This window comes from uncultured Thalassospira sp., from assembly GCF_963976115.1.
GTDB lineage: Bacteria > Pseudomonadota > Alphaproteobacteria > Rhodospirillales > Thalassospiraceae > Thalassospira.
In genome coordinates, this window is sequence record NZ_CAXBJJ010000013.1 from 61,946 (window position 1) to 86,820 (window position 24,875).

The window sequence follows — 24,875 nt, forward strand, 5'->3', positions numbered from 1 at the left end:
AAAGATTCGACCAAGGAATCGCAGGTTTTTTGGTATTTAAAGCTGTATCTGCCAGGGCCAAATTCACCCTTTGTGCGATTCGCGGTTTTTCACCACTTCGTCAAGGCAGTCCTGCAAGTCAATTTTGCCATTTCCGTCGCGTAAGCGCGCCAGCATATGAACCAGAACAGGTTGTTTTTTTTCGCCCTGCGGATAGAAAAAAACATCCAGCGCACAGCGTTCAGACCGATATTGCCAAACCTTGGCCGACCCTTCCCCGCGCTGCATTTCAGGTTTGCCCAGCCTGGCTTCAACTGCCTTGCCATCAAGATTGGCAAGGGTGGCCGCCTTGATCTGAACAAACGGGATCGCTGCGGTCTGTTTGGGTTTTACATTCGGTTTGATCGGTATTGTACGGTCTGTTGTCCTCGATGCAGCCCTGCTGTTAGGGGTGCGAACCGGGGTTTTGGTAACCGATGTGGCATCTGTTTTTGACGCATCGGCACCGTGGTCCCGCGCGATGCCGTCGCTATAGGATGCACCGTTCAGGGTGTTTTTGCCATAAGTGGTGTTTGTCGCCCCCGGCCCAACGGCATTGCCAGCACAAGCCGCCAGAAAAACCGATAGCAAAATCACAGAAATGATTGCGCCAAGCCGTTTCCGGGCACTGGTTAACAGTGCACCGGAACAATCAGGCCTGAATGTTAAAAAAACTGCGCCGCGCACGGATCAGGAATCGTCGCTTTTGCGCGGAATCGTGATGGCAGCTGACGGGGCCTGGCGGCTCGACGGGTCATCATTGCCTTCAATATAATCAAGGCTTCCTTTGATGCGGGCGCCATTTTCAATCTGCAGGCTGCCGTAATTGATTGCCCCCTTGATGTCGGCTGTCCCCATGATGCTCACCCGGCGGGCATTAAGTTCGCCTTCGAAATTGCCGCTGATTTCGGCTTCGTCAACCTTGACGGTGCCAACAAAAGTACCACCGTCGCACACTTCAATGCGCTGGCAATCGTTGATCTGGGCTTCGACATGGCCTTCAACGACCAGAATGTCGCAAGATCCGATTTCACCCGACAACCGAATATCCCGGCCAACGGTCAGCTTTTTGCCGTCGGTATTCGAAACCGGGGAGCTGGGGCGGTTGGCACTGCCGCGGGTTGGAATTTCCAACGGACGTTTGTGGATTTCCGGGCGGAAGTTGGTGGAATGGGGTTTGCTGGACATTGCGGGTTCATCCTTGGTGCGCGCCTGGGTAAACAGACGCGGCTCGCTACGTTTTTCGGGTGTGTCGACCGGTTTTTTCACCGGTGATGACGCGGTCTTTACCTCGGGCCGGTTCGACGTTGCATCCGGTTTCCCGGTAACTGCCGGTTCCAAAGATGTATCCGACGAAGCGGGTCTGCTGTCGACTGTTTTGTTGGCTTTTTTCTTACCGAACATGGGATTGGTCAATCCTTGTCTTGCAGTTTCTGGCGAGAGGTAACGCCACAGGGTTGGTTTTGCTTAATAATCGGATCGAATTTACACTGTCAGGCGGCCACACCAGGCTGGAAGGCGCCAAGACGGATGCAGTAATGCACCATGAAAGCTGTGGCAATGACAGGTGCAACCAGATTAACGAAAGGAACCGTCATCAGGAATGTCAGGGCGATACCGGCCATCCATAACTTTATCTGGCGACTTTTGCGAAACGCGGTCATGGTTTGCACATCATAACGGCGGGCCGCGACCAGTTCAAAATATTCACGCGATATCAAGTAGCCATTCATTGCATAGAATGCGATGACGTAAATCGGCCCGGTAATCAGCAATGGCAGAATCAGGATATTAAGGAACAACGCCGTCAGGGAAAATTTAAGGCCGTTGATCAGCGCTTCCAAAAAAGGCTGATGCCGGGGCTGTTCCAAATGCGGGTAATGTTTGTCTTCAACCGCTTCGGCGATCTGATCAAGCAGAAGGCTGCTGATCAGGACCGTCATCGCGGGAAACAGCAACAAGACCAGCAAAGCCAGGCCGACACCCAAAAGCCAGTCGGCAACTGTTTCCAGCCAGCCGCCATCCGAGAAAAGGGTGACCGAATTTAAGGTAAAACCAATCGCACCCCATAATGCCAGAATTGTCAGGATTGCCCCGCCCACGCCGATCAGGACCACACGGCGAAACCGGGGGTCCGAAAACTGGGCCAGTGATTTCATGAAGTCATTGATCATTTTATTGGGTCAGGTCCTGTGTTGGTGCCGTTTTTTAGGGCCATTTCGGGTGTCGTCTGGTGCAATTATGTTGCTTGTCCTTGCCAATCGGTCCGGGCAGGCAATTTTCACCACGCATCATACTTGATAGGCAATGAAAATTAACAGCCCGTGAAGCCGGGATGCTGCTTTTGCCAAAATCGTTAATAAAGATGAAAAAAAACATTCTTTGTCAGCGTTGGCGTCGTTGTTTCGGGGATTGGCTGGCTGCGAACAAAAAAGAGGCGTCCGGCCAGGGGGGTAACCGGACGCCAGCGCTCCATCACTCTGGAGTGTCGGGGAACGGTAGGGGAAACCGTATCCTCGAACCGGTCTTCCTTAAATTCAGGAAGCCTTGTGACAATCGTTTATATGGGTAGGTCTTTGGCAGATTGCCAGTCTTGGTAACGGCATGGCGGCTATAAATTTAACGCATGACAGTGAAAAAACATCACGTTTCAGGCCGTTTTCCAGCTGCTCTAATCCATGCACAGCCGCATCTGCCCCAATCTGTTGCGATATCTTGTTGAATTGAGGCAACATTTTATAGTGCCAGTTTTACCGGTGCGAAAACCGGAGAGCATCAAGGGCCACTAGTTGCCGCTACCAATCCAGATTCTTTTAAATTCGAACAATTTTTGATCCAGTTTCATGCCTTCTTCGGCATTAAACAGCGTCACAGTGGTTTCAATACCGGTGGCATCCTCGACCACCCATTGGCGCAATTGCAACGGGTTATCCTGAAACACCAGGGTTACATTGCCTGCACCGGGGTCGGATTTGCGGACCAGTTTGACGCGAATGGTTTCGGCCGTGCGACGAAAATCGATAATCTTAACATCACGACTTAGTGAAACATGATCGGCCAAAATCAGCCCGGCCGGGGTTTCATCGATGTTGAAATAGGTCGGCGCGTTGATTTCCTTGTCATAATAAATAAAATCATGACCGGTCGCGACCAGCAGAATTTGCGATGGCGGGTCATATTCAAACCGCATCTTGCCGGGGCGTTGCATATAAACCGTGCCCTTGGCGGAGCCGCCATCCGACGAGATTTGCACAAAGTCGGCTTTAAGGGTGGTGATTGCGTTCAGGTAATCTTCGATCCGGGAAACATCCTGCAGGTCTTTTGCGCTTAAGACAGCGGCATCGGCCGCGTACGCAGACGGTGTTGCCACCAGCATGGTACCAGCAAAAGGCAGACCGGCCACAACCGCACCTGCAAGCAGGGTTGATGTTGCAAGCGGGCGAAGAGCCGAGGCAAGTTTCTTGGAAATACTGGCGAAGCGCAAATCTGAACCCATTTATGTAGCCTGTTTATCAAATCTTGCTTTACGCAAAGGCGATTGCGAAAAGCCAATGGCAGGTGATAGTAATTTCATCAAACGTTTAACATATCGCATCATTTGGCGTGCAAGACCAGTCTGGTCAAGACGTGCCTGCAAATGATCACAATTGGCGGAAAAACGCCTTTATTGGCATCCGCGACAAGGAGATACCCGGAAGATGAGCCGTATTGTTGCCATCCAGATGGACCCGGTTGAAGAAATCAATATCAAGGGTGATTCGACCTTTGTCATGGGTCTTGAAGCACTTGAACGTGGTTATCAGCTTTATTATTATCACCCCGATGACATGTTTTATGATCAGGGCCGGGTCAAGGCACAGGTCCGCCCGCTGATATTGCGCTATGAACATGGCAATCACTATGACCTTGGCGCGTCTAAAATCATTGATCTGGCGCGTGAAACCGACGTTATCCTGATGCGTCAGGACCCGCCCTTTGACATGAATTATATTACCGCCACCTATTTGCTTGAAGCGATCCACCCGGAAACCTTTGTCGTCAACCATCCCGGCCATGTGCGCAATGCGCCGGAAAAACTGTTTGTGACCGAGTTTCCCGACCTGATGCCGCCAACCCTGATCACGCGGTCGCTTGACCGAATCAGGGATTTTCGCAAACAGCACAAAGACCTGATTGTGAAGCCGTTATTTGGCAATGGCGGTGCTGGCGTATTCCACATTAAGCCCGATGATGAAAACCTGGCATCCCTGGTCGAACTGTTTGCCGTTCAGTCGCGCGAACCGTTAATGGTGCAGGCCTATGTGCCCGCCGTGCGCAAGGGCGATAAACGCATCATTCTGGTTGATGGCAAGCCGGTGGGTGCGATTAACCGTGTGCCTGCCGATGGCGAAGCGCGATCCAACATGCATGTGGGCGGTGTTGCCGAAAAATCGATGCTGACCGATCGTGAAAATGAAATTTGTGACCGCATCGGGCCGGAACTTAAAAAACGCGATCTGATTTTTGTCGGTATCGACGTGATTGGCGATTACCTGACCGAAATTAACGTCACCTCGCCGACCGGCCTTCAGGAAATCAATCGGTTCGATGGATCAAAACTGGAATCCCTGATCTGGGATGCCATTGAAACCCGTCTGGGCTGATCGTTCCGGATCAAAAAATCAGGCGGGCCGTTTTTCGGTAATGTCGCCTGATTAATCAATTCACCCCTTTGGCGGAGGCAATCGGCCAAAGGGGCTTTTGCCGATTTTGCCTTATGTGTCATTCTGCCCCGTCATATTGGCCAAAACGCATGCCTGTCCTGATGGTTATCTAACGAATTTTGCCATGATGCCGTCACAGCAGGCAGGCAGGCTGTTTTTACTGAACTTATATCGCTACCCTTTCGTATCATCAGCATTGGGCCAGTAATATAAGTGGTTTAAAAGGCGGTGGTATGAACAAGGCGTGTGACGAAACATCTTTCCCCGGGCGCGTAGGCCCGTTTTTGTTTGGCCGGGGATGTCACGCAGGATTGGCCAGAATTGCGGCCTTGGTGATTACCCGACAAGATGACGCACCACCGGTTTTATCGCCCATGGGCGAAGGCAGCATTACCCCGGTAAAGCTGGCGGAAAAATTTGGCCGCAGCTATTGGCGCTATGATTTCAGCCTGCCCGGGCATGCCGGTGCCTGGTATGATCTGGGCGATGATCATTTTCCTGTTTCCACCGATTTTGGCGATGATGTGGATCTGGCTTTTGTCTCTTGCAATGGTCAGGAAGAAGGCGACCTTGACCGACCGATAGCGCAGCGCAATGCTCTGTGGCATGATCTGTGCCAACGCCATGAATTAAAACCGTTTTCGTTATTGTTGCATGGCGGCGACCAGATTTACGCGGATGCTGTATGGCAATGTCATCCCGATATTACGGCGTGGCACCAGGCATCGAACAGCCATAAAAAATCAGCGGTTTTTACCGACGAGATGGCCGACGCCGTTTTGAAATTCTATCTTGATCATTATATCACGATTTATTCCCTGCCCCGGATTGCCTGTCTGATGGCGCAGGTGCCCTCGGTGATGATGTGGGATGATCACGATATATTCGATGGTTGGGGCAGCCACGCGGGCGGGTTTCAGGAAATGGCGGTGGCACGCGGCATGTTTGATGCCGCCCGCTATGCTTTTATGGTGATGCAATTATGTACCGCCCCCGATGGCAGCGCCCTGCCCGATAGCATTTATGACCGAAAGGCCCGTTCGCTGGGCTGGCGTTATGATTATCCCGGTGTGACAGTTATTGCCCCTGATTTACGATCTGAACGGCGGCGGGGTGCGGTGATGGGGGATGTGGGCTGGGCCATGCTGGAAAAAATGGTTCGCAATGTGCCGCCATCGAACCGGGTTTTACTGATGTCGAGTGTTCCGGCAATAGGACCGCGCCTGTCGGTGGTCGAGGCGATTTTGCATTTGATGCCACGGGCGCAAAAATACGAGGATGACCTGCGCGATCAATGGCAAAGCCGTTCCCATCGCCGCGAATGGTGCCGGTTTCTGGAATTGATCGAAGATATTGCCGATAATGACGATCATGATGTCACCTTGCTGTCGGGTGAAATCCACCTTGCCACCCGGGGTGTTTTTGAAACCCGTTCGCGGGTTGTTCATCAATTGGTGGCATCGGGCATTGCCCATCAGGCCCCGCCACAGGCCTTTGCCCGCTGTTTGGGGTTTTTGGCGTGGTTGGGTGAAAATCCGTTAAAGGGGCGTCCAACCCGGCTGTGCCCCTTGCCCGGCCAGTCATCCATTTATGTGGCCGAACGCAATTATCTGATCCTTTCGCGGCATTGTTCATCCTGGCATGCCAATTGGCACCTGGAACAGTCCGGTTTGACCCCGGATCTGAAGATTTAGCCGTTTGTCGGTGAAAAATAACCTGTGCTGATTTTCCGCCCGACAGCAACGGTTGGGATATCGTGCGATAAACGTTATCATTGCGCGATAATCGTTCTGTCGCATTTTTTTAAATCGTCTATACAGGGCGGCTATCTTTCACTTGTGGCCTGCGCCGCATTTAACGATCAGGATGACATGACCCCAATTTCCAAAGCTGTCCGGGAACGCGCCTGGGCCCGGGCCCGTAAAATCAAAGGGGAAAACCCCGATGAAGTCCGCCTGCACAAGGCCAGCGGCATTACCATGAAACGCGAAAGTTTCGGCAAAATGCGCAATTTCGGCTGGACCGTGGTTGACGGCAAAGCCGTTCCCTGCCGCAAGGAATTTTTGGTGCCGCGCGAAGATGCTGTTGCCACCGATGAAAATGACGACGACATCGACGACGATGATGTTGAAGATGATAACGATGTCGCTTCTGTCGATAGCAAAGCCGATTCCAAAGAATAAAACTGCCATTGATGGTTATATAAGATCATATTTCTGATTTTATACTGAATTTTATGCGGTTTTTCTGGTTCCATTTGCCGGAAAAAACCTTTTGAGGTTTGCCAAAAACCATCCGGCAAGATGGTTTTTCTGCCCGCATTGACGTTCGTTTTGGGCGTGGGTTGGCAAATATGCACGTGCTGGTTGCCTGTTGTTCCGTTTAGCGCCAAAGTGAGGGTCTTGGGGATCAGACAGGCTTTATCTTTATCATGACTGCACATGTAACGACCGTGGCCTTTTCCGGCATTAACACCATTGCGGTGGATGTGCAGGTGCAAATGGCCAGTGGATTGCCTGCCTTTACCGTTGTTGGCCTGCCCGACAAAGCCGTTTCCGAGGCCCGCGAACGGGTGCGTTCTGCCCTGTCGGCCATGGGCCTGTCCCTGCCGCCCAAACGCATTACCATCAATCTTGCCCCGGCCGATTTGCAAAAGGAAGGATCACATTTTGATCTGCCAATTGCCTTGGGCCTGTTGGCCGTGATGGATGTCATCAGTTTTGAAGATATATCATCGTGGGTGGTGTTGGGCGAATTGGGGCTGGATGGTTCGATCTCGGCGGTGGGCGGTGTGTTGCCTGCGGCGATGGAGGCCGCCAGCCGGGATTGCGGCATTATCTGCCCCAAGGCCAACGGGGCCGAAGCCCTGTGGGCAGGGGATTTTGATATATTGGCCGCCCCCAGCCTGATTTCATTGATCAATCATTTTAAAGGCAGCCAGATATTACCGCGCCCGGTGGCGGTGAAAGCGCTTTCACCTGCGGCCGACCAGCCCGATCTACGGGATATCAAGGGCCAGGAAAGTGCCAAGCGGGCCTTGGAAATTGCTGCAGCGGGCGGGCATAATTTGTTGATGAACGGCCCGCCGGGCTCGGGTAAATCGATGCTGGCCGCTCGCCTGCCTGGCTTGCTTCCCGATCTTTCCCCGGCCGAAGCCTTGGCAAGCACGGTTATTCATTCGGTATCGGGGACTTTGCCTGAAGGCGGGTTGGTGCGCGTGCGCCCCTATCGGGCCCCGCATCATTCGGCCAGTATGCCTGCTTTGGTTGGTGGTGGGCACCGGGTGCGGCCTGGTGAAATTTCATTGGCCCATCATGGTGTGTTGTTTCTGGATGAATTGCCGGAATTTCAGCGCAATGTCCTTGATGCTCTGCGCCAGCCATTGGAAACCGGCGAGGTTTCGGTTGCGCGCGCCAATGCCCATGTCACCTATCCGGCCCGGGTGCAACTGGTGGCGGCGATGAACCCGTGTCGCTGCGGTTATCTGGGCGATGAACATGCCGCGTGCAGCCGCGCACCGCGTTGCGGCGAGGATTATCAGTCGCGTTTATCCGGCCCGTTGATTGACCGGTTTGATATTCAAATCGAAGTCCCCGCCGTTACCCCTGATGAACTGGACGCCCCGGCCAATGGCGAAACCACAGCTATCGTGCGCCAACGTGTTTTGCAGGCGCGCGACCGCCAGATCAACCGTTATGGTGCCGGTAACCGTGTGACCTGCAATGCGCTGGCCGACGGGGATGTCTTAACCGGTTTCGCCACCCCCGACCCGGAAGGCCGCGTATTATTGCAAGACGCCACCCGGCGCATGAAGCTATCGGCGCGCGGCTATCATCGTGTGTTGCGTGTCGCACGCACCATCGCCGATTTGGGCAATAGCGATACCGTCACGCGCAGCCACATTGCCGAAGCGTTAATGTACAGACAAATGGTTTATCGCCGCAAATGACGGCGATGGCAGGCGAAAGCAGACGATACAGATATGAATAAGGTATAACGGAATATCAGGCAGGCGGAGGGGATGGTGCAGGCAGGCAAAGTCTTTGGGGCATTTTTATCAAAGATGGATCGGTTTAGCCAAACCAGACACCATCGTTATTGCGCGACAGGCGATAGACGCTAGAGGGCGGCACATTACGCATGGTGTGGCCAACACGGGTGGCTTTGAGGCCCAACCGGTCCAGGATATTGGGGTGAACCGGGCAACGCGGGCTATAGGTAAACTGATAGAAATACCCGCCCGGCCGCATATAGCGAAAGGCACCACCCAAAATTCCCATCACCTGACGGGGTTTCATCGATAATAAGGGTAAACCGCTAACGACGCTGCCGAGATTTTTCTCTGGATACAGGTTGGCTTTGCCAAGCCGGGTTGCATCCATGCAAATGACTCTGGCCTGGGGAAAGCGGATTGCCAATGTTTCGGCGAAATCCCGGCCTGCTTCGATCAGGGTCAGGTCGTTTTGGTTAAGACCACGTGCCAAAAGCCCGCGGGTAAAAACACCGGTGCCCGGACCAAGTTCAAGCACCGGTCCATCTTCGGGGTTAACTTCGCGGGTCATCAGTTCGGTCAGGGCTGAACCGGACGGACTGATTGCGGCAACGCGCATGGGGTCACTTACCCAGGCGCGTAAAAACGGCAATAAATCGGACATCGAATTTTCCATCTCTCTGGCGGCGGTTTGAACCACACAGCTTTCGTTATGACGCGCTTTTATATGTTCGCGAGAAGGTGGTGATTTTGCGGCAAATTCTCTGGATTAAAAATGAATTTTTACCGTTTTTGTCATCAATGGCGTCGATTTGCGGGCCAGATGTTATGGCATTTAGTGCTGCGCTAGTGACGTTGCAGCAATTGATCAATCACTTTTGCCTTGGCCGGATCAGTATAAAAACCGGTCGGAACAATCAGGGTGCCTTTGCTGCCATCGGTGGCCTCGATCAGGTAAAGTGTTGCGTCATCACCGGGGTCGGTGCCAGTACCAACGCTGCTGCTATTGACAATTTTAAGATCGGTAACCGGATAAACCGGGCCATCGCCATCACGTTTTACGCCGCTGTCGGTGCAGATAAAGGTATGGGTGAAACCACGTTCAATCGCACTGTCCTGTAACTCTGACAAGTTCATCATGCTCTCCTCGGGCTATTGCGATATTTACCTGAAACGTATCAGCATCGCGACTGTTCCCGGCTTTATTACCGGCGGGTCTTAAGGTCAGATTCTGAACCTCAATTGTGGCAATGCTCTGCCTGTTTTTCTGTCTGTGGCTCCTTGTGCAAAAAAATCGCCTGCCCGTTTGCCGTTGTAAAATGTGATACGGAAAATTGCTGTCAAACCCTGCGTTTAAAGGTCGCGTTTCATGCCTTCATGGCTGGCAATAAAACCCAGGCGTTGATAAAAGCGGTGGGCATCGGTACGGGTTTTATCGGTGGTGAATTGCATCAGCGACGCGCCAAGGTCGCGGGAAATATCGATGGCGCGTAAAATCATCGCTTCGCCAATTTTTTGCCCACGATGGGCGGAGGATACCCGAACCCCTTCGATCTGGGCCCGCAAGCGCCCCTGGCGCGACAGGCCTGCGATCAGGGTTAGTTGCAGGCAGCCCACAATCTGGTCATTTGCAATCGCCAGCAGATATTTGTTGGGCAAGGCATCGGTGCTGGTGGCTTCCATGGCGTCAAAGGCATTGAAATAAATATCGGGCAAGGGATTGGTCAGGTTTTCGCGGGTTTTGCCTTTTTCATCATCAGCCAGCAAGGCGACAATGGCGGGTAAATCCGAACGGAGCGCATAACGAAAAACCGGCTGTGTTGGCTGTGTCATGGCAAAGACCCTGTAAAATGCATCAATTGCCAGTGTTTTACGGAAATTCAGGCATTTTTTCCATATTGAAACGAATTTTTGGCGTTTAAACCTAAAAATCCCCGCAAATCGTGTGATTGCGGGGATAAATACAGATATTTTTCCGTTTTATCGGGGTTTTCACTACATATTGGCGGTTATTACCAAGTATCAGGCAGGCTTTTTAATAACCGATATCGCGATCCACCAGCCCAAGCGGTGTTTCACCCTTGTCAATGCGGGCAATGTTTTCGGCAATCTGGTCCACCGCCGGGCCGATCCGGGTGGCGGCGGCAATATGCGGGGTCAGGCGTATTTTGGGGTGATTCCAGAACGGATGATCTGAGGGCAGCGGTTCGTTGACGGCAACATCAAGAAAGGCCCCGCGCAAATGCCCGGTATCGAGCAAACGCAGAAGGTCTTCTTCGACAATCACTGCCCCGCGAGAGGCATTGATAATGGCGGCATTGCCGGGCAATTTTGACAGCCGCGCCCGATCAAGCAATCCTTCGGTTTTGTCGGTGCGAGGTAACAGGCAAATCAGAATGTCGGTCTGGGCGAGGAACTCATCAAGGGTTTCGGCCCCGGCAAAGGTTTTAACCCTTTCAAGGACTTTCATCCGTCGGCTCCAGCCTGAAACGGTAAAACCCATTTCCGAAAGGCGGGTGGCAACGGTTGCACCCAGCGCGCCCAGCCCCATGACCCCAACGCGAAAATCGCTAATTTCGGCGACGTCGCGGGGGTGCCAGTCGCCCTCATTTTGCGAGCGCATGTAATGGTCAAAATCGCGCATGAAATGCAGGGCGGCATACATATGATATTCTACCATTTGCTGCGCCATTCCAGCATCTTCCAGGCGCACAATCGGCACGTTTTTCGGCAAGGACGGGGCCGATAACACATGTTCCACACCGGCCCCCAGTGAAAAAATACCGCGCACATTGGCAAGGCTTTTCATCATGCCCTGGGGCTGTTTCCATAACAGGGCAAAATCGATTTCTGCCGGGTTATATGTGTCGTCCCGGGTGTAAATGGTGGCGTCGGGCAGCCGGGCGTTCATCGCCTCTTTCCAGTTTAATTCCTCGCCTTGGGCGGCAATCAGGATTTTGTAAGGGGCGGATGCCGACATGCTGCTCTCCTTGTTTGTTTTTAATTTGCTTGTTGTTATGGGTGTCATTTTATAACGCACGCCAGATGATGGCGTTCCCCAAACTTCCGGGTTTTGGCAATTAGAGCATATTTCCTTTAATAAGACCCATTTTGTTTAATTTTGACGTGTCGTTTGGCAAGGCACAGCGCGCCGCGCGATGCGGCGCATCGGGCAAGCGGTGTAACGCCGCCAAACACCGTCAAAATCAAACCCTGCGGGCCAACGCATTTTTCTGCTCGGCGACGTCGAAATCCTTGTCCGTAACCCCGTTATGCCCCGCGGACTTCTCCTTGCTGAGCAGCAAAATGCGTTGGCAAAATGGGTCTTATTAAAGGAAACATGCTCTAATCTGCTTTTGGCAGCGGTAACCTGTTTGAAATACGGGTAAAAATGCTTTCGGGCAATATTACAAGCACCCGACCCGGCGCTGAACCGGGTTAGGTGACAATGCCGGGTTTTGCGGGGATCGTTGGCTGTTTGTTAATGGGCAAAAATCATCGCCGGATCGCGGAATGTTTTAAATTCCAGCCCGTTTCCGGCAGGATCGGTGACAAAAAAGGTGCCTTGTTCGCCCGGTTCGCCGACAAAACGGATTTTAGGGGCCAGCAAAAATGCCACACCGGCATCTTTCAAACGATCGGCCAGGTCATGCCATTGCTGCCATTCCAGAACCGCGCCAAAATGCGGGATGGGCACGGCATCGCCGTCTACCGTGCCGGTCCCGGCATTTTGCCCGGCTTCGGGGCGAATATGGGCCGAAAGCTGATGGCCAAAAAAGTCAAAATCGATCCAGTTTTCGGTCGATCTTCCTTCCTCACAGCCCAGAATATCGATGTAAAAAGCGCGGGTATCGGCAATGGATTTAATTGGAAATGCCAAATGAAACGGTGGAATTTGCATGGTTTAATTTCCAGAAAATTAACGTTAAGGGTTGGCTACTACTGTAAATTAGAGTGAGGGTGATGCAAAAGCCGGAAGTTCTGCCACTATCATCCCGGCACCCCATATTATTGCCCCGTTATGTCTGAATCCGGCGTGGGTGATCGGGCTTTATGGCCGATGATAAAGGGTATGAAGTTCATAATCCTTGTTTGGGCCGACGACTTTAATTCTGGTTTCGAAATGATCGGCGTGATGCCACAACATGCGATGATGATACATGTCGTTCCCACATGGGTGATCGTCCTGTGCGGCAAGCATGTCATTGTCAGAAATATTGTCAAAATCCAGCAAGACATAGCGATTGCCAAAACTGACCGGGTCGCGAAACAGCATTTCAATCGCTTGCCCACGCAAGACGAAATCATATTCGCGGTAGCCGTCAAAATGGTGGCCGTCAATACGCTGTAAAACGCCTTCTTCACGGTAACGCAGGCTGTTTTCCGGGCTATCAGGAGCCGTATAGAACCGGGCTGTTCCGGCAAAGGTACCCATTTCGCCCATTGTTCGGCGCAAGGTCCAGTTTCCGGTCAGACAGGTAAAAATGCGTTGCGCTGCAATTTCGGGCTTTACGGACATATCAGGATTTCATTGTTCGCACCATCGTCAGAGAAAACGGCACATTGGGGAAAAATGATTTAAAATCAAACGGTCTCCCAGAGGTGATTTCACAGGGTTGTCGTTTTTGCTGTGTTATCCGGGCTTTCTGACGGCGCGCCGTCAATTTTGTTTTGATTTCGAAATGGTATAAGGGTTTGAAACGGGTTTAAAGCCGGATATTGCCCTGCCCGATGCAAAAGCAGGCCTCACTGGCGTGCGATGGGCACGCCAGTTTTCGGGGGATTAATCCCGGGGCAGCATCAGGCCCAGTTTTTTGCCGCCAATGATATGGACATGCAGGTGGGGCACATCCTGGCGGCCATTCTCGCGGGTGTTCGAGATCAGGCGATAGCCGTCTTGAACCACACCGGCAGCGGCGGCAATTTTGCCAATTGCGCGGGTAAAGGCCAGAATTTCAGCGTCTGACGCATTCATCGCAAAATCGTCGTAAGACGTGTAGGCCCCTTTGGGGATCACCAGAATGTGGGTTGGGGCCTGTGGGGCGATGTCGTGGAAGGCAAGGACGTGGTCGTCTTCGAAAATCTTGTTGCACGGAATATCGCCGCGCAGGATTTTGGCGAAAATGTTTTCGGAATCATAGGGTTTTACGGCCATCGGAAGGCTCCTGATATCAGACGGGATGTAACCCGGATTATTCACGACGCGATGCCTTTTCGGCAATACCGGAAAGGCCCTGGCGTTTTGCCAGAATTTCCCAGACATGTTCGGGTTTTACGCCGCGATCGGCCCACAGCACCAGCAAATGATACAGCAGATCGGCACTTTCGGATGCGACATTTTCCGGCCCTTCGGCCAGGGCGGCAATCACGGTTTCTACCCCTTCTTCGCCTACTTTCTGCGCTATTTTGCGTGTCCCCTTGCTAAACAGCTTTGCCGTATAGCTTTCTTCGGGGTCGGCACCCTTGCGTGCGGCAACCGTGTCATACAGCCGGTCGAGAATTTCGCCGTCCAGTGCTTTGGTCATCTTGCCCGTCCTGCCCTTGAAAACAGTGGAAACAGTGCATATTTAAAAAACGTTTTAATATCGCAACGTTATGCGTCGCGCACCGGAAGTCCCGCCGCTTTCATGTGGTTTTTTACATCGCGAATGCGATAAGTGCCAAAATGAAAGATCGATGCGGCGAGCACAGCGGAGGCATGCCCTTCGGTAACCCCTTGAACCATATGGTCCAAGGTGCCAACCCCGCCCGATGCAATGACTGGCACCGAGACGGCATCGGCAATGGTGCGGGTGAGCGGAATGTTAAAGCCCGACTGGGTGCCATCACGGTCCATCGAGGTCACCAGCAATTCGCCAGCCCCATATTCGGTCATTTGTTTTGCAAACGAAACAGCATTTATTCCGGTTTCGTTACGACCGCCATGGGTGAAGATTTCAAACTTGTCCGGCCCGGTGGATTTGGCATCAATCGATACCACAATACATTGTGAGCCAAACTTGCGGGCTGCGTCGCGCACAAAGTCCGGGTTGTTCACGGCGGCGGTGTTGATCGACACCTTATCGGCCCCGGCCAGCAGCAATTTGCGAATATCTTCAAGGGTCCGCACCCCGCCGCCCACGGTGACGGGCATAAAGCAGGCTTCTGCGGTGCGGGCCACGACATCAAAAATGGTATCGCGGTTATCGCTTGAGGCGGTGATGTCGAGAAAGCAAAGCTCGTCGGCCCCTTCAGCATCATAGATGCGGGCTTGTTCGACCGGGTCGCCAGCGTCAATCAGATCCACAAAATTCACACCCTTGACGACGCGACCATCTTTGACGTCCAGGCAGGGTATCACACGGGTTTTCAGCATGTCGGCTTCCTGTCGTTATGCCAGCGCGGCAATGGCTTTTGCCAGGTCTATGCGGCCGTCATAAAGCGCACGGCCTGAAATGGCGCCATCAATACCGGCATCGGCCTGGGCTTTGATCGCCAGCAGATCCTCAAGCGAGGAAACCCCGCCCGATGCAATGACCGGGGTGGAAATGGCACGGGCCAAGGCAACGGTTGAAACGATATTGGGACCGCCCATGGCACCATCGCGGTCAATATCGGTAAAGATGATGGCCGACACCCCGCAATCTTCAAACTTCTGCGCCAGTTCCAGCGCGGTAATTTCCGATGTTTCGGCCCAGCCTTCAACCGCAACAAAGCCATCACGGGCATCAATGCCAACCGCAATGCGGCCCGGCCATTTGGCGCAGGCCTGTTTTACCAGCTCGGGATTGCGCAAGGCGACCGTACCCAAAATAACGCGGTGAACGCCTTTGTTGAGCCAGTAATCCACGGTCTCCATCGTGCGAATACCGCCGCCCAACTGTACCTTGGCGCGGTCGCCAACCGCTTCGAGAATGGAATCAACCGCAGCACCGTTTACCGGCGCGCCGGCAAAGGCCCCGTTGAGGTCAACCACATGAACCCAATGGCAGCCCTTGGCAACAAACGCGCCCGCCTGGCTGCCGGGGTCGTCGTTAAACACGGTGGCCTTGTCCATATCACCGCGCAGCAGGCGGACACAGGCGCCATCTTTCAAATCGATTGCCGGATAAAGATTCACTGCTCGGTTTCCTGTATTTTCTTGGTGTAATAATAGCCTTCGACCATCTTGCCGTCGATCATGGCGTAATAGGGATTAATGCCCCAACGAACATAGCCCATGCCATGATAAAGGGCGATGGCGGCCTGTTGCGTTTCGCGCAGGTCCAGCTTTAAAACGCTGTAGCCCTGCTTGCGGGCGAAATATTCAATCGCCCGGACAATCGCCTTGCCATTGCCCCGTCCGCGTGCCCACGGGGCGACAAAATGACCGGTAATCTGTGCCGAATGGCGTTGAGCCTCCAGGTTTGAAGGCGTTTCCAAAAGCTGGGCCGCGCCGGAAATAACCCCGTCCACGCGCGAAACAAACAAATGACGCCCCGGCATGATCAAAACGCCGCGCCAGTATTTTTCCATTTCCGGGCGACCGGGCGGGGTGAGCCAGCCAAAGCCGCCCCCTTCAACAATCGCCTGAATGCAGGCATCAACAATGTCGGACAAATCACCGGCTGAAAGCTCGGTCACATGTTCGGCAAAGACACTGGGGTTCATGGTGACGCCGGGTCCGTTCATGGTTTCCATCCCAGGAAATTTCCGATCAGGGTCAATCCGGTTTTCTGGCTTTTTTCAGGGTGAAACTGGGTGCCAATCATGTTGTCACGCCCCACCATGGCGGTAATGTCGGTGCCATAGTTCACACTGGCCAGCCGTTGTGACGGGGTTGCGATTTGCATGTGAAAACTATGGACAAAATAGGCATGATCGCCGCTGGCGATGCCGCTTAACACCGGATGGCGGGCCCCGGCATCATCAAGGACGAGTTCGTTCCAGCCCATATGCGGAATTTTAAGTGACGGGTCGTTGGGTTCAATGGCAACCACTTCGCCATCAATCCAGCCCAGGCCGTCGGTATTGGCAAATTCGCGGCCAACTTTGGCCATCAGCTGCATGCCCACGCAAATGCCCATAAAGGGTTTGCCACCTTTAATGACCTGTTCCTCAAGCATCTCGACCATGCCGCCCACGGCATTCAGCCCGGCGCGGCAATCGGCAAAGGCCCCGACACCGGGCAATACGATATGGCTGGCAGCCTTGACCTGATGCGGGTCATTGGTGACCGTCACATCAAGGGCAAGGTTGTTTTCGCGGGCTGCGCGCTCAAATGCCTTGGCGCACGAACGCAGATTGCCCGAACCGTAATCAATAATCGCGACGGTCATGGGGTGGGGATGCTCCCGTTATAGGACAAAGGATAGGACGAATTGGCGGTGGGTTTAACCGGGGTGACGGGTCTGATCCCGGTGGCTTTTTGTAAAAACCGGTGCAATGCGCCGGTTTCATCAGGTGCTGCAATGATATCAACCATTTTCCACCCCTGCCGGGCCAGTTTGCGGCGGCGCAAATCATTGGCAATCAGGCCAAAGCCGATGCCGGTGGCAAGGGCCAGGAAAAAGTCCATTTCCGGGCCGCCATTGGCCAGCCCGACCGCAATATTGCACAGAACCGAGATCACCAGCAGGCCGATAAACGCCAGCCATTGCCGGTGATACAGCGCCCACAGCCCGGACAGCAAAAATGCCCAAAAATTGAAACCTTCGCGGATCAGAACTGCATCCTCAAGCGGATCAGCATGACCGGGGTGGATATGAACGGTGTAAACCTTCATCGAAATTCAGACTTTCGCCCCAAAACCGTATCATCGGTTCTGGGCTATAGCGACCTGATCGTCAGGCCCAAAACACACAGACCGGTTATAATGATCCGCCCAGAACGCCCTTGGTCGAAGGAATGGCATCGGCTTTGCGCGCATCAATTTCGATGGCATCGCGCAACGACCGGGCCAGGGCCTTAAAGCAGCTTTCCACAATATGGTGATTGTTTTCACCATAAAGGTTTTCTACATGCAAGGTTATGCCCGCAGCCTGGGCAAAGCCCTGAAACCATTCGCGAAACAATTCGGTATCCATATCGCCGATTTTGTCGCGGCTAAACGTGACATTCCAGATCAGATAAGGCCGACTGGAAATATCCAGTGCCACCCGGGTCAAGGCCTCGTCCATTGGCAACAGGCAACTGCCATAACGGTAAATGCCTTTTTTATCGCCCAGTGCCTTGGCAAAGGCCTGGCCAATCGCGATGCCGGCATCTTCGGTGGTATGGTGAAAATCGATATGCAGGTCGCCTTTGGCACGAACGGTCAAATCCATCAGGCTGTGGCGTGAAAGCTGTTCAAGCATGTGATCCAGAAAACCCACACCGGTCTGCACATCATAAATGCCAGTACCGTCAAGATTAACCTCGGCGGTGATTTGGGTTTCGTTGGTGTTGCGCTCTACGCGGGCCTTGCGCATGCAAAGGCTCCTTTCCTGCAAAATCAATGCGTCTGTCAGCTCGTTATTTAGCAACATCGCACCGCAATTGCCAGTTTAACCGCATACCTAATGGCCGCAAAAATGCCAGACGGTTAAAAACAACACACTGTTAGCACCCTGTCTTGTCCTGCCCCTTGACCGTGACTTTCTACGTGCTAACTCTTGATCGAATAAGTTAAGGCCAATTTCAGGAAGTTTTTATGAGCGATCAATCGCAGCAAAGCTGGCACGGTACGACGATTCTTTCCGTTCGCAAGGGCAATCAGGTCGTGATCGCCGGGGATGGACAGGTGACGCTGGGCCAGACCGTGATCAAGGGCAATGCCCGCAAAGTGCGCCGTATCGGCCAGAAGCAGGACATTATTGTCGGCTTTGCCGGGGCCACCGCCGACGCCTTTACCCTGCTTGAACGGCTGGAAGCCAAACTGGAACGCCACCCGGGCCAGACCATGCGCGCCTGTGTTGAACTGGCAAAGGATTGGCGCACGGATCGTTACCTGCGCCGCCTTGAAGCCATGATGGCGGTGGTGGACCGTGATATTTCGCTGGTTCTGACCGGCATGGGTGATGTTTTGGAACCTGAAGATGGCATTATCGCCATTGGTTCAGGCGGCAATTATGCCCTGTCGGCGGCCCGTGCCCTGATCGATCAGGATATGAATGCCGAGGAAATTGCGCGCCGGGCGATGAAAATTGCCGGTGACATTTGCGTTTACACCAATGGCAATGTCACGCTTGAAAAAATCGATGAGGCAAAGGACGTCGCCTAGGATGTCTTCATCTTCGCAATGGTTGCCCATAACGGGGACCACCGCGTTACAAAAACCGGATCCGAAATATATGACACAGCATTTCAGCCCGCGCGAGATTGTTTCAGAACTTGATCGCCACATCATTGGACAAAAAGACGCCAAGCGCGCCGTTGCGGTGGCGTTGCGCAATCGTTGGCGCCGCCAGCAGCTTGCCGAACCCATGCGCGGCGAGGTTCTGCCCAAAAATATTCTCATGATCGGCCCGACCGGGGTGGGCAAAACCGAAATTGCCCGCCGCCTGGCAAAGCTGGCCGATGCACCGTTTTTAAAGGTCGAGGCGACGAAATTTACCGAAGTGGGCTATGTCGGTCGCGATGTCGAACAGATCATTCGGGATTTGCTCGAAGTTTCCATTGATCTGACCCGTTCCATCATGAAACGCAAGGTCACCGCCAAGGCCGAATTGCAGGCCGAAGAGCGGATACTTGATAGTCTTGTTGGTGATAATGCCTCGGCCGAGACCCGGCAGAAATTTCGCAAGAAATTGCGCGAAGGCGAATTGCAGGAAAAAGAAATCGAGATTCAGGTGCAGGAAAGTGCCTCGGCCTCGATGCCGACCATTGATGTGCCCGGTATGCCTGGTGCCCAGATGGGGATGCTGAACCTGTCGGATATGTTTGGCAAAGCCTTTGGCGGCCAGACCAAAGCCAAACGCATGAGTGTTGCTGATGCGTTTGAACGCCTGATCGAAGAAGAATCAGACAAGCTTCTTGATATGGAAAAGGTCACCGCCGAAGCCATCGAGAATGTCGAGCAGAACGGGATTGTCTTTCTCGACGAGATCGACAAAATCACCGCGCGGTCTGAACGCAGTGGTGATGTCTCGCGTGAAGGGGTGCAACGCGACTTGCTGCCTTTGATCGAAGGCACCACCGTTGCGACCAAACACGGCACAGTGAAAACCGATCATGTTTTGTTTATTTGCTCGGGCGCATTTCATCTTTCCAAGCCATCCGATCTGCTGCCGGAATTGCAGGGGCGCTTGCCGATCCGGGTTGAACTAAAAGCCCTGACCGAAGCCGATTTCCGCAGCATTCTGCTTGAACCTGAAGCATCCCTGATCAAGCAATATATTGCGCTGATGGGAACCGAAGAGGTTACGCTGGAATTTAGCGATGATGCGATTGACGAAATTGCCCATATTTCGGCCAGCGTGAATGAATCGGTTGAAAATATCGGGGCGCGCCGCCTGCACACGGTTCTGGAAAAGCTGCTGGATGAAATCAGCTTCACCGCAACCGACCGCTCGGGTGAAACCGTTAAAATTGACGCACAATATGTGCGCGACCAGGTCGAAGAACTGTCGAAAAATACTGATCTGTCCAAATTCATTCTGTAATGGCCGGGGCATCAAGCCATCCGTGATCGACCGCAAAAGGCCGGAGCCGTATATGCTCCGGCCTTTTGCTACCTTTTGTATCGTAATTGAGGAGGTGACAATGGCGTAATCCGTGAAACTTGCCGACGACATTATGGCACTTGTGCGCCGCGAGGCGGATATTCATAGCCGGTCTGTTGCCGGCCAGATCACCCATTGGCTTAAGCTTGGGCGTGCGATTGAGCATTCGGGCACCTTCGATCATGCCAGGATCACGGCGGTGTTGGAAGGCAAGCTTGACACGACGGTACTTGACGCGGAAGAAGAAGCTGCCTGGCTTGATGCTTTCACCACCAAAATGGCGGCACCATCGGAGCATGAACAAACCTTCTTTGCAAAGCGCAGAAGGTTGGGCCGGGGTGTTGGCCTCGATGCTGGTGGTAACTTATGCTATGCGAAGGATGATGATGCCACATGAGACCCAGCCTTGTTTTACTGGCGGGGCCAAATGGCGCGGGTAAATCCACGCTCTATCACAGCCGTGTTGAACCTGTTTAGTTCCGATCTTTCGGTTGCGCGGGTTAAAGAACGCATCTTGGAAGGGGGACATGATGTTCCGGAAGACAAGGTCCGTGCGCGCTATGATCGTGGGCAGCCACTGATCCGCGAAGCTGTTTTGCGTGCTGACCAGGGTATGGTTTATGACAATTCGAAACTTAACCACCCCCCCAAACAGGTCCTCGTCTTTGCCAGCGGACGCCTGATACAGGCCGAGCCGATCCTGCCCAAATGGGTTCTGCAGGTCTATGCCGATGATCTGGTTTTCTGAGCATTATCCCCGTTAGCGGGCATTTTATTACGCCCGATAAAGCTTATGCACATTATCGGTGGTGCGGGCAGGCAGATAGACGGTAAAGACCGAGCCTTTGCCGACTTCGCTGTCAATAAGCATGGTGCCACGGTGGCGCTGTACCAGATGTTTGACAATTGCCAGGCCAAGGCCGGTGCCGCCCACCGCACGCGAACGGGCGGTATCAACCCGGTAAAAACGTTCGGTCAGGCGGGGCAGATGTTCACGCGCAATGCCGTCGGACTGGTCACACACCGATATCGCCATGATACGGTTGTGGCGATAGCGCGCGAGTGCTGCGGGCGGATTTTGCACCAGTTTGATTTTGACATCAACCATGCTGTCCTGGTGGCCATATTTGATGGCATTTTCGATCAGATTTTGAAAAACCTGAACCAGTTCCTTTTCCTCGCCGATCGTACCGGTTTCATCGAGTGTGGATGTGATGCGGATGTCCATGTTTTTGGCATCGGCTTTTACCTTGAGACCCGCAGCAACCTTGTCGATGATGGCGGCAACATCGCAATCATTTGAGGGCGGGGTATGTTCGTTCAGCTCGATCCGGGCCAGCGACAGCAAGTCTTCGACCAGGCTTTGCATGCGTTGGGCCTGATCGCGCATGATGGGTAAAAACTGGCCCAGAGCATCGGGGTCTTCTTTGGCGGGGCCTTCGAGTGTTTCGATAAAACCCAGCAAAACCGACAGCGGCGTGCGTAATTCGTGCCCGGCATCGGCAGCAAAATCGGCACGCATCTGTTCTACCTTGCGCAGTTCGGTAAGATCGCTAAACGATAAAACAAAATTGCGATTGCCGGTTTCGGCGGGCAAATGCGCAGTCAGCACATCGAAATGGCGCTGCGCATCGCTGGCAATGACAAATTCGGTATGCTGCAGGGTTTGGCGGCCCGATGACACAACATCAAAAGCATCAAGCAAAACCGGATCGCGGATAAAGCGCGTGAGGTCATGCCCGGTTTCAAGGTTATGAAACAGCGACTTTGCCGCCTGGTTGAACCCGGTGACGGTGCGCTGGCGGTTCACCATCACCACCGGGTTTGGCAAATGGTCGAGAATTTCGGCATCGGTGCTGGTTTGCGCTTCCAGCGTCAGGATGCGTTCGCGAAAGGCCGCTGTGATCTGGGTATAGAGCGATGAAAGTTCGGATGCCGCCTCGAACGAGAGATATTGCGGCGGGTTGCCGTGAAAATGATCGCGCAGGGTTGAGGCATAGCGCGCCACACTGCGCAGATCTTTGAAATAAATCCGCAAAATTCCTGTTACACCGGTATAGGCTGCCAGTGCGCCCATCACTGCAAGGCCCCAGGTAATCTGATCCGTTGCCGCCAGCAATACCAGGATGGCAGAGGGCGGAACGTTCAGTGCGAATGCGGTCGCAAGCAATTGCCGGAAGCCCAAGCGATCCTCCAGATCAAAACAGCGGCAGAAATTTTATCAAATATCATGACAATCTGGCTTAACATGATGATGTCAGCATGAATATCAAATCAACTTTAAATGACAGTTTTCAATTCGTTGAAATGTTTCGTGTTTTTCATATGAAAAAAGCCGCCCCGGAAACACCGGGGCAGTTTGAGGCCGAGTCGCCGGTATTTTTGACCTAAATGATGCTTGCCCCGTCATCAAATGCCAGGCGCGGGCTGCGATCAAACAGTTTCGATGCGTCGCCATAGCCGATATTGACCATGAAATTGGTTTTGATCGACGTGCCGGCGAAAAATTCGCCATCAACCCCGTCGGCATTAAAGCCCGACATCGGTCCGCAATCCAGCCCAAGGCCGCGCAACGCCAAAATCAGATAGGCCCCTTGCAAGCTGGCATTGCGAAAGGCGGTGGCCTTGATCAGGTCGTCATTGCCGACAAACCACGACCGCGCATCGGCATGGGGAAAAAGCCGGGGCAGTTTTTCGTAAAATTCCATATCCTGGCCGATAATGGCCGTGACCGGCGCCGTCATGGTTTTGGCGGCATTGCCTTCGGACATGAACGGTTCAAGCCGGGCCTTGGCAGCCTCGCTTTGGACAAATATTACCCGCATCGGTTCGCAATTGGCGCTGGTTGGCCCCATAACGGCCAAATCCCATGCCTTGTGCAAAAGGGCGGTATCAACCTTTTTATCCTGCCAGCCATTGTGGGTGCGGGCCTTGTTAAAAAGGGTGTCAAGGGCGTGTTGATCAATCATGGTGATGGCTTTCCTGCGACGTGGCATAAGCAATAGCAGTCAGCCTAGGCAATTAAAACGGCAATGGAAAGGCGGTTTTTGTGACCGTTTGCCGTGTATTCCCGTCTTGCGAAGCGGTCTTGTTCCTTAACCGGAATCTACGGTCTGCCTGCATCCTGCATCCTGTGACATTGTGGTATAGTGCGACGGGCTTATCACAGCATCGGTATAATACCGCCCAAGCGGGAAAATGGCTATTATGCCTTGCCATAATATCGCGACAATGGCGCTGTTAAATATCACCTACAGCAATGCACACATCATTGAATGGCATGGATATTTAGATGCAGATTGATAAAAGTATCCTTGGTTCCGACAAGGTTGGGAAAGGCGGGATGACGGGGCATTATGTGCGAGGCGCGCTTTTGACAGCAGCGACCGCATTGGCCTTTATTCTGTCGGTTCCCGCACAGGCGCAAACGCCACAAACATCGCCAAATGCACAAAATGCCAGTTCTGATGCGTCGCCGGTCAAATCGGCAACCGGGTCGGCATCGGCGGTCGTCTTTATGTATCATCGGTTTGATGAAGGTGATTTTCCTTCCACCAATATCCGGGTGGATCAGCTTTCGGCCCATATCGGCGAATTGGGCAAATCAAAATATCATGTGATGGATGCAGCCGAGATCGTCTCGGCCATCCGCGCGGGTAAATCCCTGCCCGACCGCACCATTGGCCTTACGGTCGATGATGCCTATCGTACCTTTTACACCGTCGCCTGGCCGATGTTTAAAAAAGCAGGCTTGCCGGTTACCCTTTTTGTGTCCACAAGCCAGCTTGATGCCGGTTACGACAGCTATATGACCTGGGACATGTTGCGTGATTTGGTCAAGCAGGGGGTGACGGTGGGCGGGCATAGCGACAGCCACGCGCATTTGTCTGCCGTGCCGATGGCGCAGACAAAGGCCGAACTTGAAAAATCTGCCCAGCGTTTCAAAAAGGAACTGGGCTTTGTCCCCGAGCTGTTTGCTTACCCTTATGGCGAAGCCGATACCGAGGTGCAAAAAGCGGTGCGCGATGCTGGCTATAAGGCGGCCTTTGGCCAGCAAAGCGGGGGTTTTGATAAAACGGCCGATATGTTCTATCTGCCGCGTTTTGCCCTGAATGAACATTATGGATCGATGGACCGGTTTGAACTGGCGGCAAATTCATTGCCGCTTGATGTATCAGACCTGACCCCGGCCAATTATACCTTGCAACGCAACCCGCCCGCCTTTGGCTTTACCCTGCAACAGCCTGCCAACGACGTGAAATGTTATCCGTCCGAGGGCACGGCCACCATGAGCCGCCTTGGCGAGGAACGGGTGGAAGTGCGCCTTGATGGCCCGGTATCGCTGGGGCGCTGGCGGATCAATTGTACGGCAGGTGGCCCGGATGGTCGCTGGCGCTGGTTGGGGATGCTTTATACTGTGCCCAAAGGTCTTAAAAGTTCGGGCTGAACTGGCGAAATTTCCTTATTTACGGTTATATTTCGTTTTTTCCTGCGAAATAACGG

At 53.3% G+C, this 24,875-nt stretch carries 30 protein-coding genes; 10 read left to right on the forward strand and 20 right to left on the reverse strand.

Features of this window, described 5'->3' with window-relative positions; all coding sequences use genetic code 11:
* Positions 1–63: 63 nt before the first annotated feature.
* The 4 genes from AAC086_RS17140 to AAC086_RS17155 all read right to left on the reverse strand — a co-directional run bounded on the left by AAC086_RS17140 (position 64) and on the right by AAC086_RS17155 (position 3,514).
* Entirely contained in the window at positions 64–705 is a 642-nt protein-coding gene (locus AAC086_RS17140; protein ID WP_339780516.1) for a hypothetical protein, read from the reverse strand.
* Positions 706–708: 3 nt separating this feature from the next.
* Complete coding sequence (locus AAC086_RS17145) at positions 709–1,359, reverse strand: polymer-forming cytoskeletal protein (RefSeq protein ID WP_339780518.1); 651 nt, start codon at positions 1,357–1,359, stop codon at positions 709–711.
* 152 nt (positions 1,360–1,511) lie between these two features.
* On the reverse strand, positions 1,512–2,192 hold the full coding sequence (locus AAC086_RS17150; RefSeq protein WP_339780519.1) for an EI24 domain-containing protein: 681 nt from the start codon (positions 2,190–2,192) through the stop codon (positions 1,512–1,514).
* A gap of 611 nt (positions 2,193–2,803) precedes the next feature.
* Positions 2,804–3,514, reverse strand: coding sequence for an outer membrane lipoprotein carrier protein LolA (locus AAC086_RS17155; protein WP_339780520.1), 711 nt, complete (start codon positions 3,512–3,514; stop codon positions 2,804–2,806).
* Positions 3,515–3,716: 202 nt separating this feature from the next.
* On the opposite strand from AAC086_RS17155, the gene gshB reads away from it, so the two are divergent.
* The 4 genes from gshB to AAC086_RS17175 all read left to right on the forward strand — a co-directional run bounded on the left by gshB (position 3,717) and on the right by AAC086_RS17175 (position 8,670).
* Positions 3,717–4,661 carry a glutathione synthase gene (gene gshB / locus AAC086_RS17160; protein WP_339780521.1) on the forward strand — a complete coding sequence of 315 codons (945 nt, stop codon included), beginning with the start codon at positions 3,717–3,719 and terminating at the stop codon, positions 4,659–4,661.
* Between the two features lie 371 nt (positions 4,662–5,032).
* Positions 5,033–6,415, forward strand: a complete 1,383-nt coding sequence (locus AAC086_RS17165; RefSeq protein WP_339780523.1) for an alkaline phosphatase D family protein — start codon at positions 5,033–5,035, stop codon at positions 6,413–6,415.
* A 177-nt stretch (positions 6,416–6,592) separates the two neighbouring features.
* Positions 6,593–6,904, forward strand: coding sequence for a hypothetical protein (locus AAC086_RS17170; RefSeq protein WP_339780525.1), 312 nt, complete (start codon positions 6,593–6,595; stop codon positions 6,902–6,904).
* Positions 6,905–7,152: 248 nt separating this feature from the next.
* Positions 7,153–8,670, forward strand: coding sequence for a YifB family Mg chelatase-like AAA ATPase (locus AAC086_RS17175; protein ID WP_339780527.1), 1,518 nt, complete (start codon positions 7,153–7,155; stop codon positions 8,668–8,670).
* A 124-nt stretch (positions 8,671–8,794) separates the two neighbouring features.
* Here AAC086_RS17175 and AAC086_RS17180 read toward each other — a convergent pair whose 3' ends face one another.
* The 14 genes from AAC086_RS17180 to hisB form a co-directional block, all read right to left on the reverse strand.
* Positions 8,795–9,376: an SAM-dependent methyltransferase gene (locus AAC086_RS17180; protein ID WP_339780529.1), complete on the reverse strand. Its 582-nt coding sequence runs from the start codon at positions 9,374–9,376 to the stop codon at positions 8,795–8,797.
* A 182-nt stretch (positions 9,377–9,558) separates the two neighbouring features.
* The gene (locus AAC086_RS17185) at positions 9,559–9,852 is read right to left on the reverse strand and encodes a phosphoribosylpyrophosphate synthetase (RefSeq protein WP_339780530.1); all 294 of its coding nucleotides are present in this window, start codon (positions 9,850–9,852) and stop codon (positions 9,559–9,561) included.
* Positions 9,853–10,065: 213 nt separating this feature from the next.
* Positions 10,066–10,545 (reverse strand): GNAT family N-acetyltransferase, encoded by a 480-nt coding sequence (locus AAC086_RS17190; protein WP_339780531.1) that lies wholly within the window; start codon positions 10,543–10,545, stop codon positions 10,066–10,068.
* Between the two features lie 202 nt (positions 10,546–10,747).
* Entirely contained in the window at positions 10,748–11,692 is a 945-nt protein-coding gene (locus AAC086_RS17195; protein WP_339780533.1) for a glyoxylate/hydroxypyruvate reductase A, read from the reverse strand.
* A gap of 501 nt (positions 11,693–12,193) precedes the next feature.
* A complete protein-coding gene (locus AAC086_RS17200; RefSeq protein WP_339780534.1) occupies positions 12,194–12,613 on the reverse strand; it encodes a VOC family protein in 420 nt (139 codons plus the stop codon).
* Between the two features lie 150 nt (positions 12,614–12,763).
* Positions 12,764–13,231 (reverse strand): DUF6314 family protein, encoded by a 468-nt coding sequence (locus AAC086_RS17205; RefSeq protein ID WP_339780535.1) that lies wholly within the window; start codon positions 13,229–13,231, stop codon positions 12,764–12,766.
* Positions 13,232–13,495: 264 nt separating this feature from the next.
* Positions 13,496–13,867 carry a histidine triad nucleotide-binding protein gene (locus tag AAC086_RS17210; RefSeq protein ID WP_339780536.1) on the reverse strand — a complete coding sequence of 124 codons (372 nt, stop codon included), beginning with the start codon at positions 13,865–13,867 and terminating at the stop codon, positions 13,496–13,498.
* 37 nt (positions 13,868–13,904) lie between these two features.
* Positions 13,905–14,237, reverse strand: a complete 333-nt coding sequence (locus AAC086_RS17215) for a phosphoribosyl-ATP diphosphatase (protein WP_339780537.1) — start codon at positions 14,235–14,237, stop codon at positions 13,905–13,907.
* Positions 14,238–14,305: 68 nt separating this feature from the next.
* Positions 14,306–15,067, reverse strand: coding sequence for an imidazole glycerol phosphate synthase subunit HisF (gene hisF / locus AAC086_RS17220; RefSeq protein ID WP_339780538.1), 762 nt, complete (start codon positions 15,065–15,067; stop codon positions 14,306–14,308).
* A 15-nt stretch (positions 15,068–15,082) separates the two neighbouring features.
* Positions 15,083–15,811: a 1-(5-phosphoribosyl)-5-[(5-phosphoribosylamino)methylideneamino]imidazole-4-carboxamide isomerase gene (gene hisA / locus AAC086_RS17225; protein WP_339780539.1), complete on the reverse strand. Its 729-nt coding sequence runs from the start codon at positions 15,809–15,811 to the stop codon at positions 15,083–15,085.
* A complete protein-coding gene (locus tag AAC086_RS17230) occupies positions 15,808–16,362 on the reverse strand; it encodes a bifunctional aminotransferase class I/II-fold pyridoxal phosphate-dependent enzyme/GNAT family N-acetyltransferase (RefSeq protein ID WP_339780540.1) in 555 nt (184 codons plus the stop codon). Before AAC086_RS17230 ends, hisA begins: the two co-directional genes overlap by 4 nt.
* A complete protein-coding gene (hisH, locus tag AAC086_RS17235; protein ID WP_339780542.1) occupies positions 16,359–17,009 on the reverse strand; it encodes an imidazole glycerol phosphate synthase subunit HisH in 651 nt (216 codons plus the stop codon). The genes AAC086_RS17230 and hisH overlap by 4 nt, the downstream gene beginning before the upstream one ends.
* The gene (locus AAC086_RS17240) at positions 17,006–17,455 is read right to left on the reverse strand and encodes a DUF2628 domain-containing protein (RefSeq protein WP_339780544.1); all 450 of its coding nucleotides are present in this window, start codon (positions 17,453–17,455) and stop codon (positions 17,006–17,008) included. Before AAC086_RS17240 ends, hisH begins: the two co-directional genes overlap by 4 nt.
* Before the next feature lie 85 nt (positions 17,456–17,540).
* Positions 17,541–18,140 (reverse strand): imidazoleglycerol-phosphate dehydratase HisB, encoded by a 600-nt coding sequence (gene hisB, locus AAC086_RS17245; RefSeq protein ID WP_085578453.1) that lies wholly within the window; start codon positions 18,138–18,140, stop codon positions 17,541–17,543.
* A 221-nt stretch (positions 18,141–18,361) separates the two neighbouring features.
* Between hisB and hslV the strand changes: the two genes are divergently transcribed.
* The 4 genes from hslV (at position 18,362) to AAC086_RS17265 (ending at position 21,120) form a co-directional block, all read left to right on the forward strand.
* Positions 18,362–18,931 (forward strand): ATP-dependent protease subunit HslV, encoded by a 570-nt coding sequence (hslV, locus tag AAC086_RS17250; protein WP_339780546.1) that lies wholly within the window; start codon positions 18,362–18,364, stop codon positions 18,929–18,931.
* A gap of 70 nt (positions 18,932–19,001) precedes the next feature.
* Entirely contained in the window at positions 19,002–20,312 is a 1,311-nt protein-coding gene (hslU, locus tag AAC086_RS17255) for an ATP-dependent protease ATPase subunit HslU (RefSeq protein WP_339780548.1), read from the forward strand.
* A 112-nt stretch (positions 20,313–20,424) separates the two neighbouring features.
* Positions 20,425–20,769, forward strand: coding sequence for a hypothetical protein (locus AAC086_RS17260; protein WP_339780550.1), 345 nt, complete (start codon positions 20,425–20,427; stop codon positions 20,767–20,769).
* A gap of 30 nt (positions 20,770–20,799) precedes the next feature.
* On the forward strand, positions 20,800–21,120 hold the full coding sequence (locus AAC086_RS17265; RefSeq protein ID WP_339780553.1) for a hypothetical protein: 321 nt from the start codon (positions 20,800–20,802) through the stop codon (positions 21,118–21,120).
* Between the two features lie 27 nt (positions 21,121–21,147).
* On the opposite strand, the gene AAC086_RS17270 is transcribed toward AAC086_RS17265, so the two are convergent.
* Complete coding sequence (locus AAC086_RS17270; protein WP_339780554.1) at positions 21,148–22,557, reverse strand: ATP-binding protein; 1,410 nt, start codon at positions 22,555–22,557, stop codon at positions 21,148–21,150.
* Between the two features lie 77 nt (positions 22,558–22,634).
* Between AAC086_RS17270 and AAC086_RS17275 the strand changes: the two genes are divergently transcribed.
* Positions 22,635–22,763, forward strand: a complete 129-nt coding sequence (locus AAC086_RS17275; RefSeq protein WP_339780555.1) for a hypothetical protein — start codon at positions 22,635–22,637, stop codon at positions 22,761–22,763.
* Here the strand turns inward: AAC086_RS17275 and AAC086_RS17280 are convergent.
* Positions 22,760–23,341: a malonic semialdehyde reductase gene (locus AAC086_RS17280; RefSeq protein WP_339780556.1), complete on the reverse strand. Its 582-nt coding sequence runs from the start codon at positions 23,339–23,341 to the stop codon at positions 22,760–22,762. The two genes, AAC086_RS17275 and AAC086_RS17280, sit on opposite strands and share 4 nt — an antisense overlap.
* A 323-nt stretch (positions 23,342–23,664) precedes the next feature.
* Between AAC086_RS17280 and AAC086_RS17285 the strand changes: the two genes are divergently transcribed.
* On the forward strand, positions 23,665–24,819 hold the full coding sequence (locus AAC086_RS17285; protein WP_339780558.1) for a polysaccharide deacetylase family protein: 1,155 nt from the start codon (positions 23,665–23,667) through the stop codon (positions 24,817–24,819).
* Positions 24,820–24,875 lie beyond the last annotated feature (56 nt).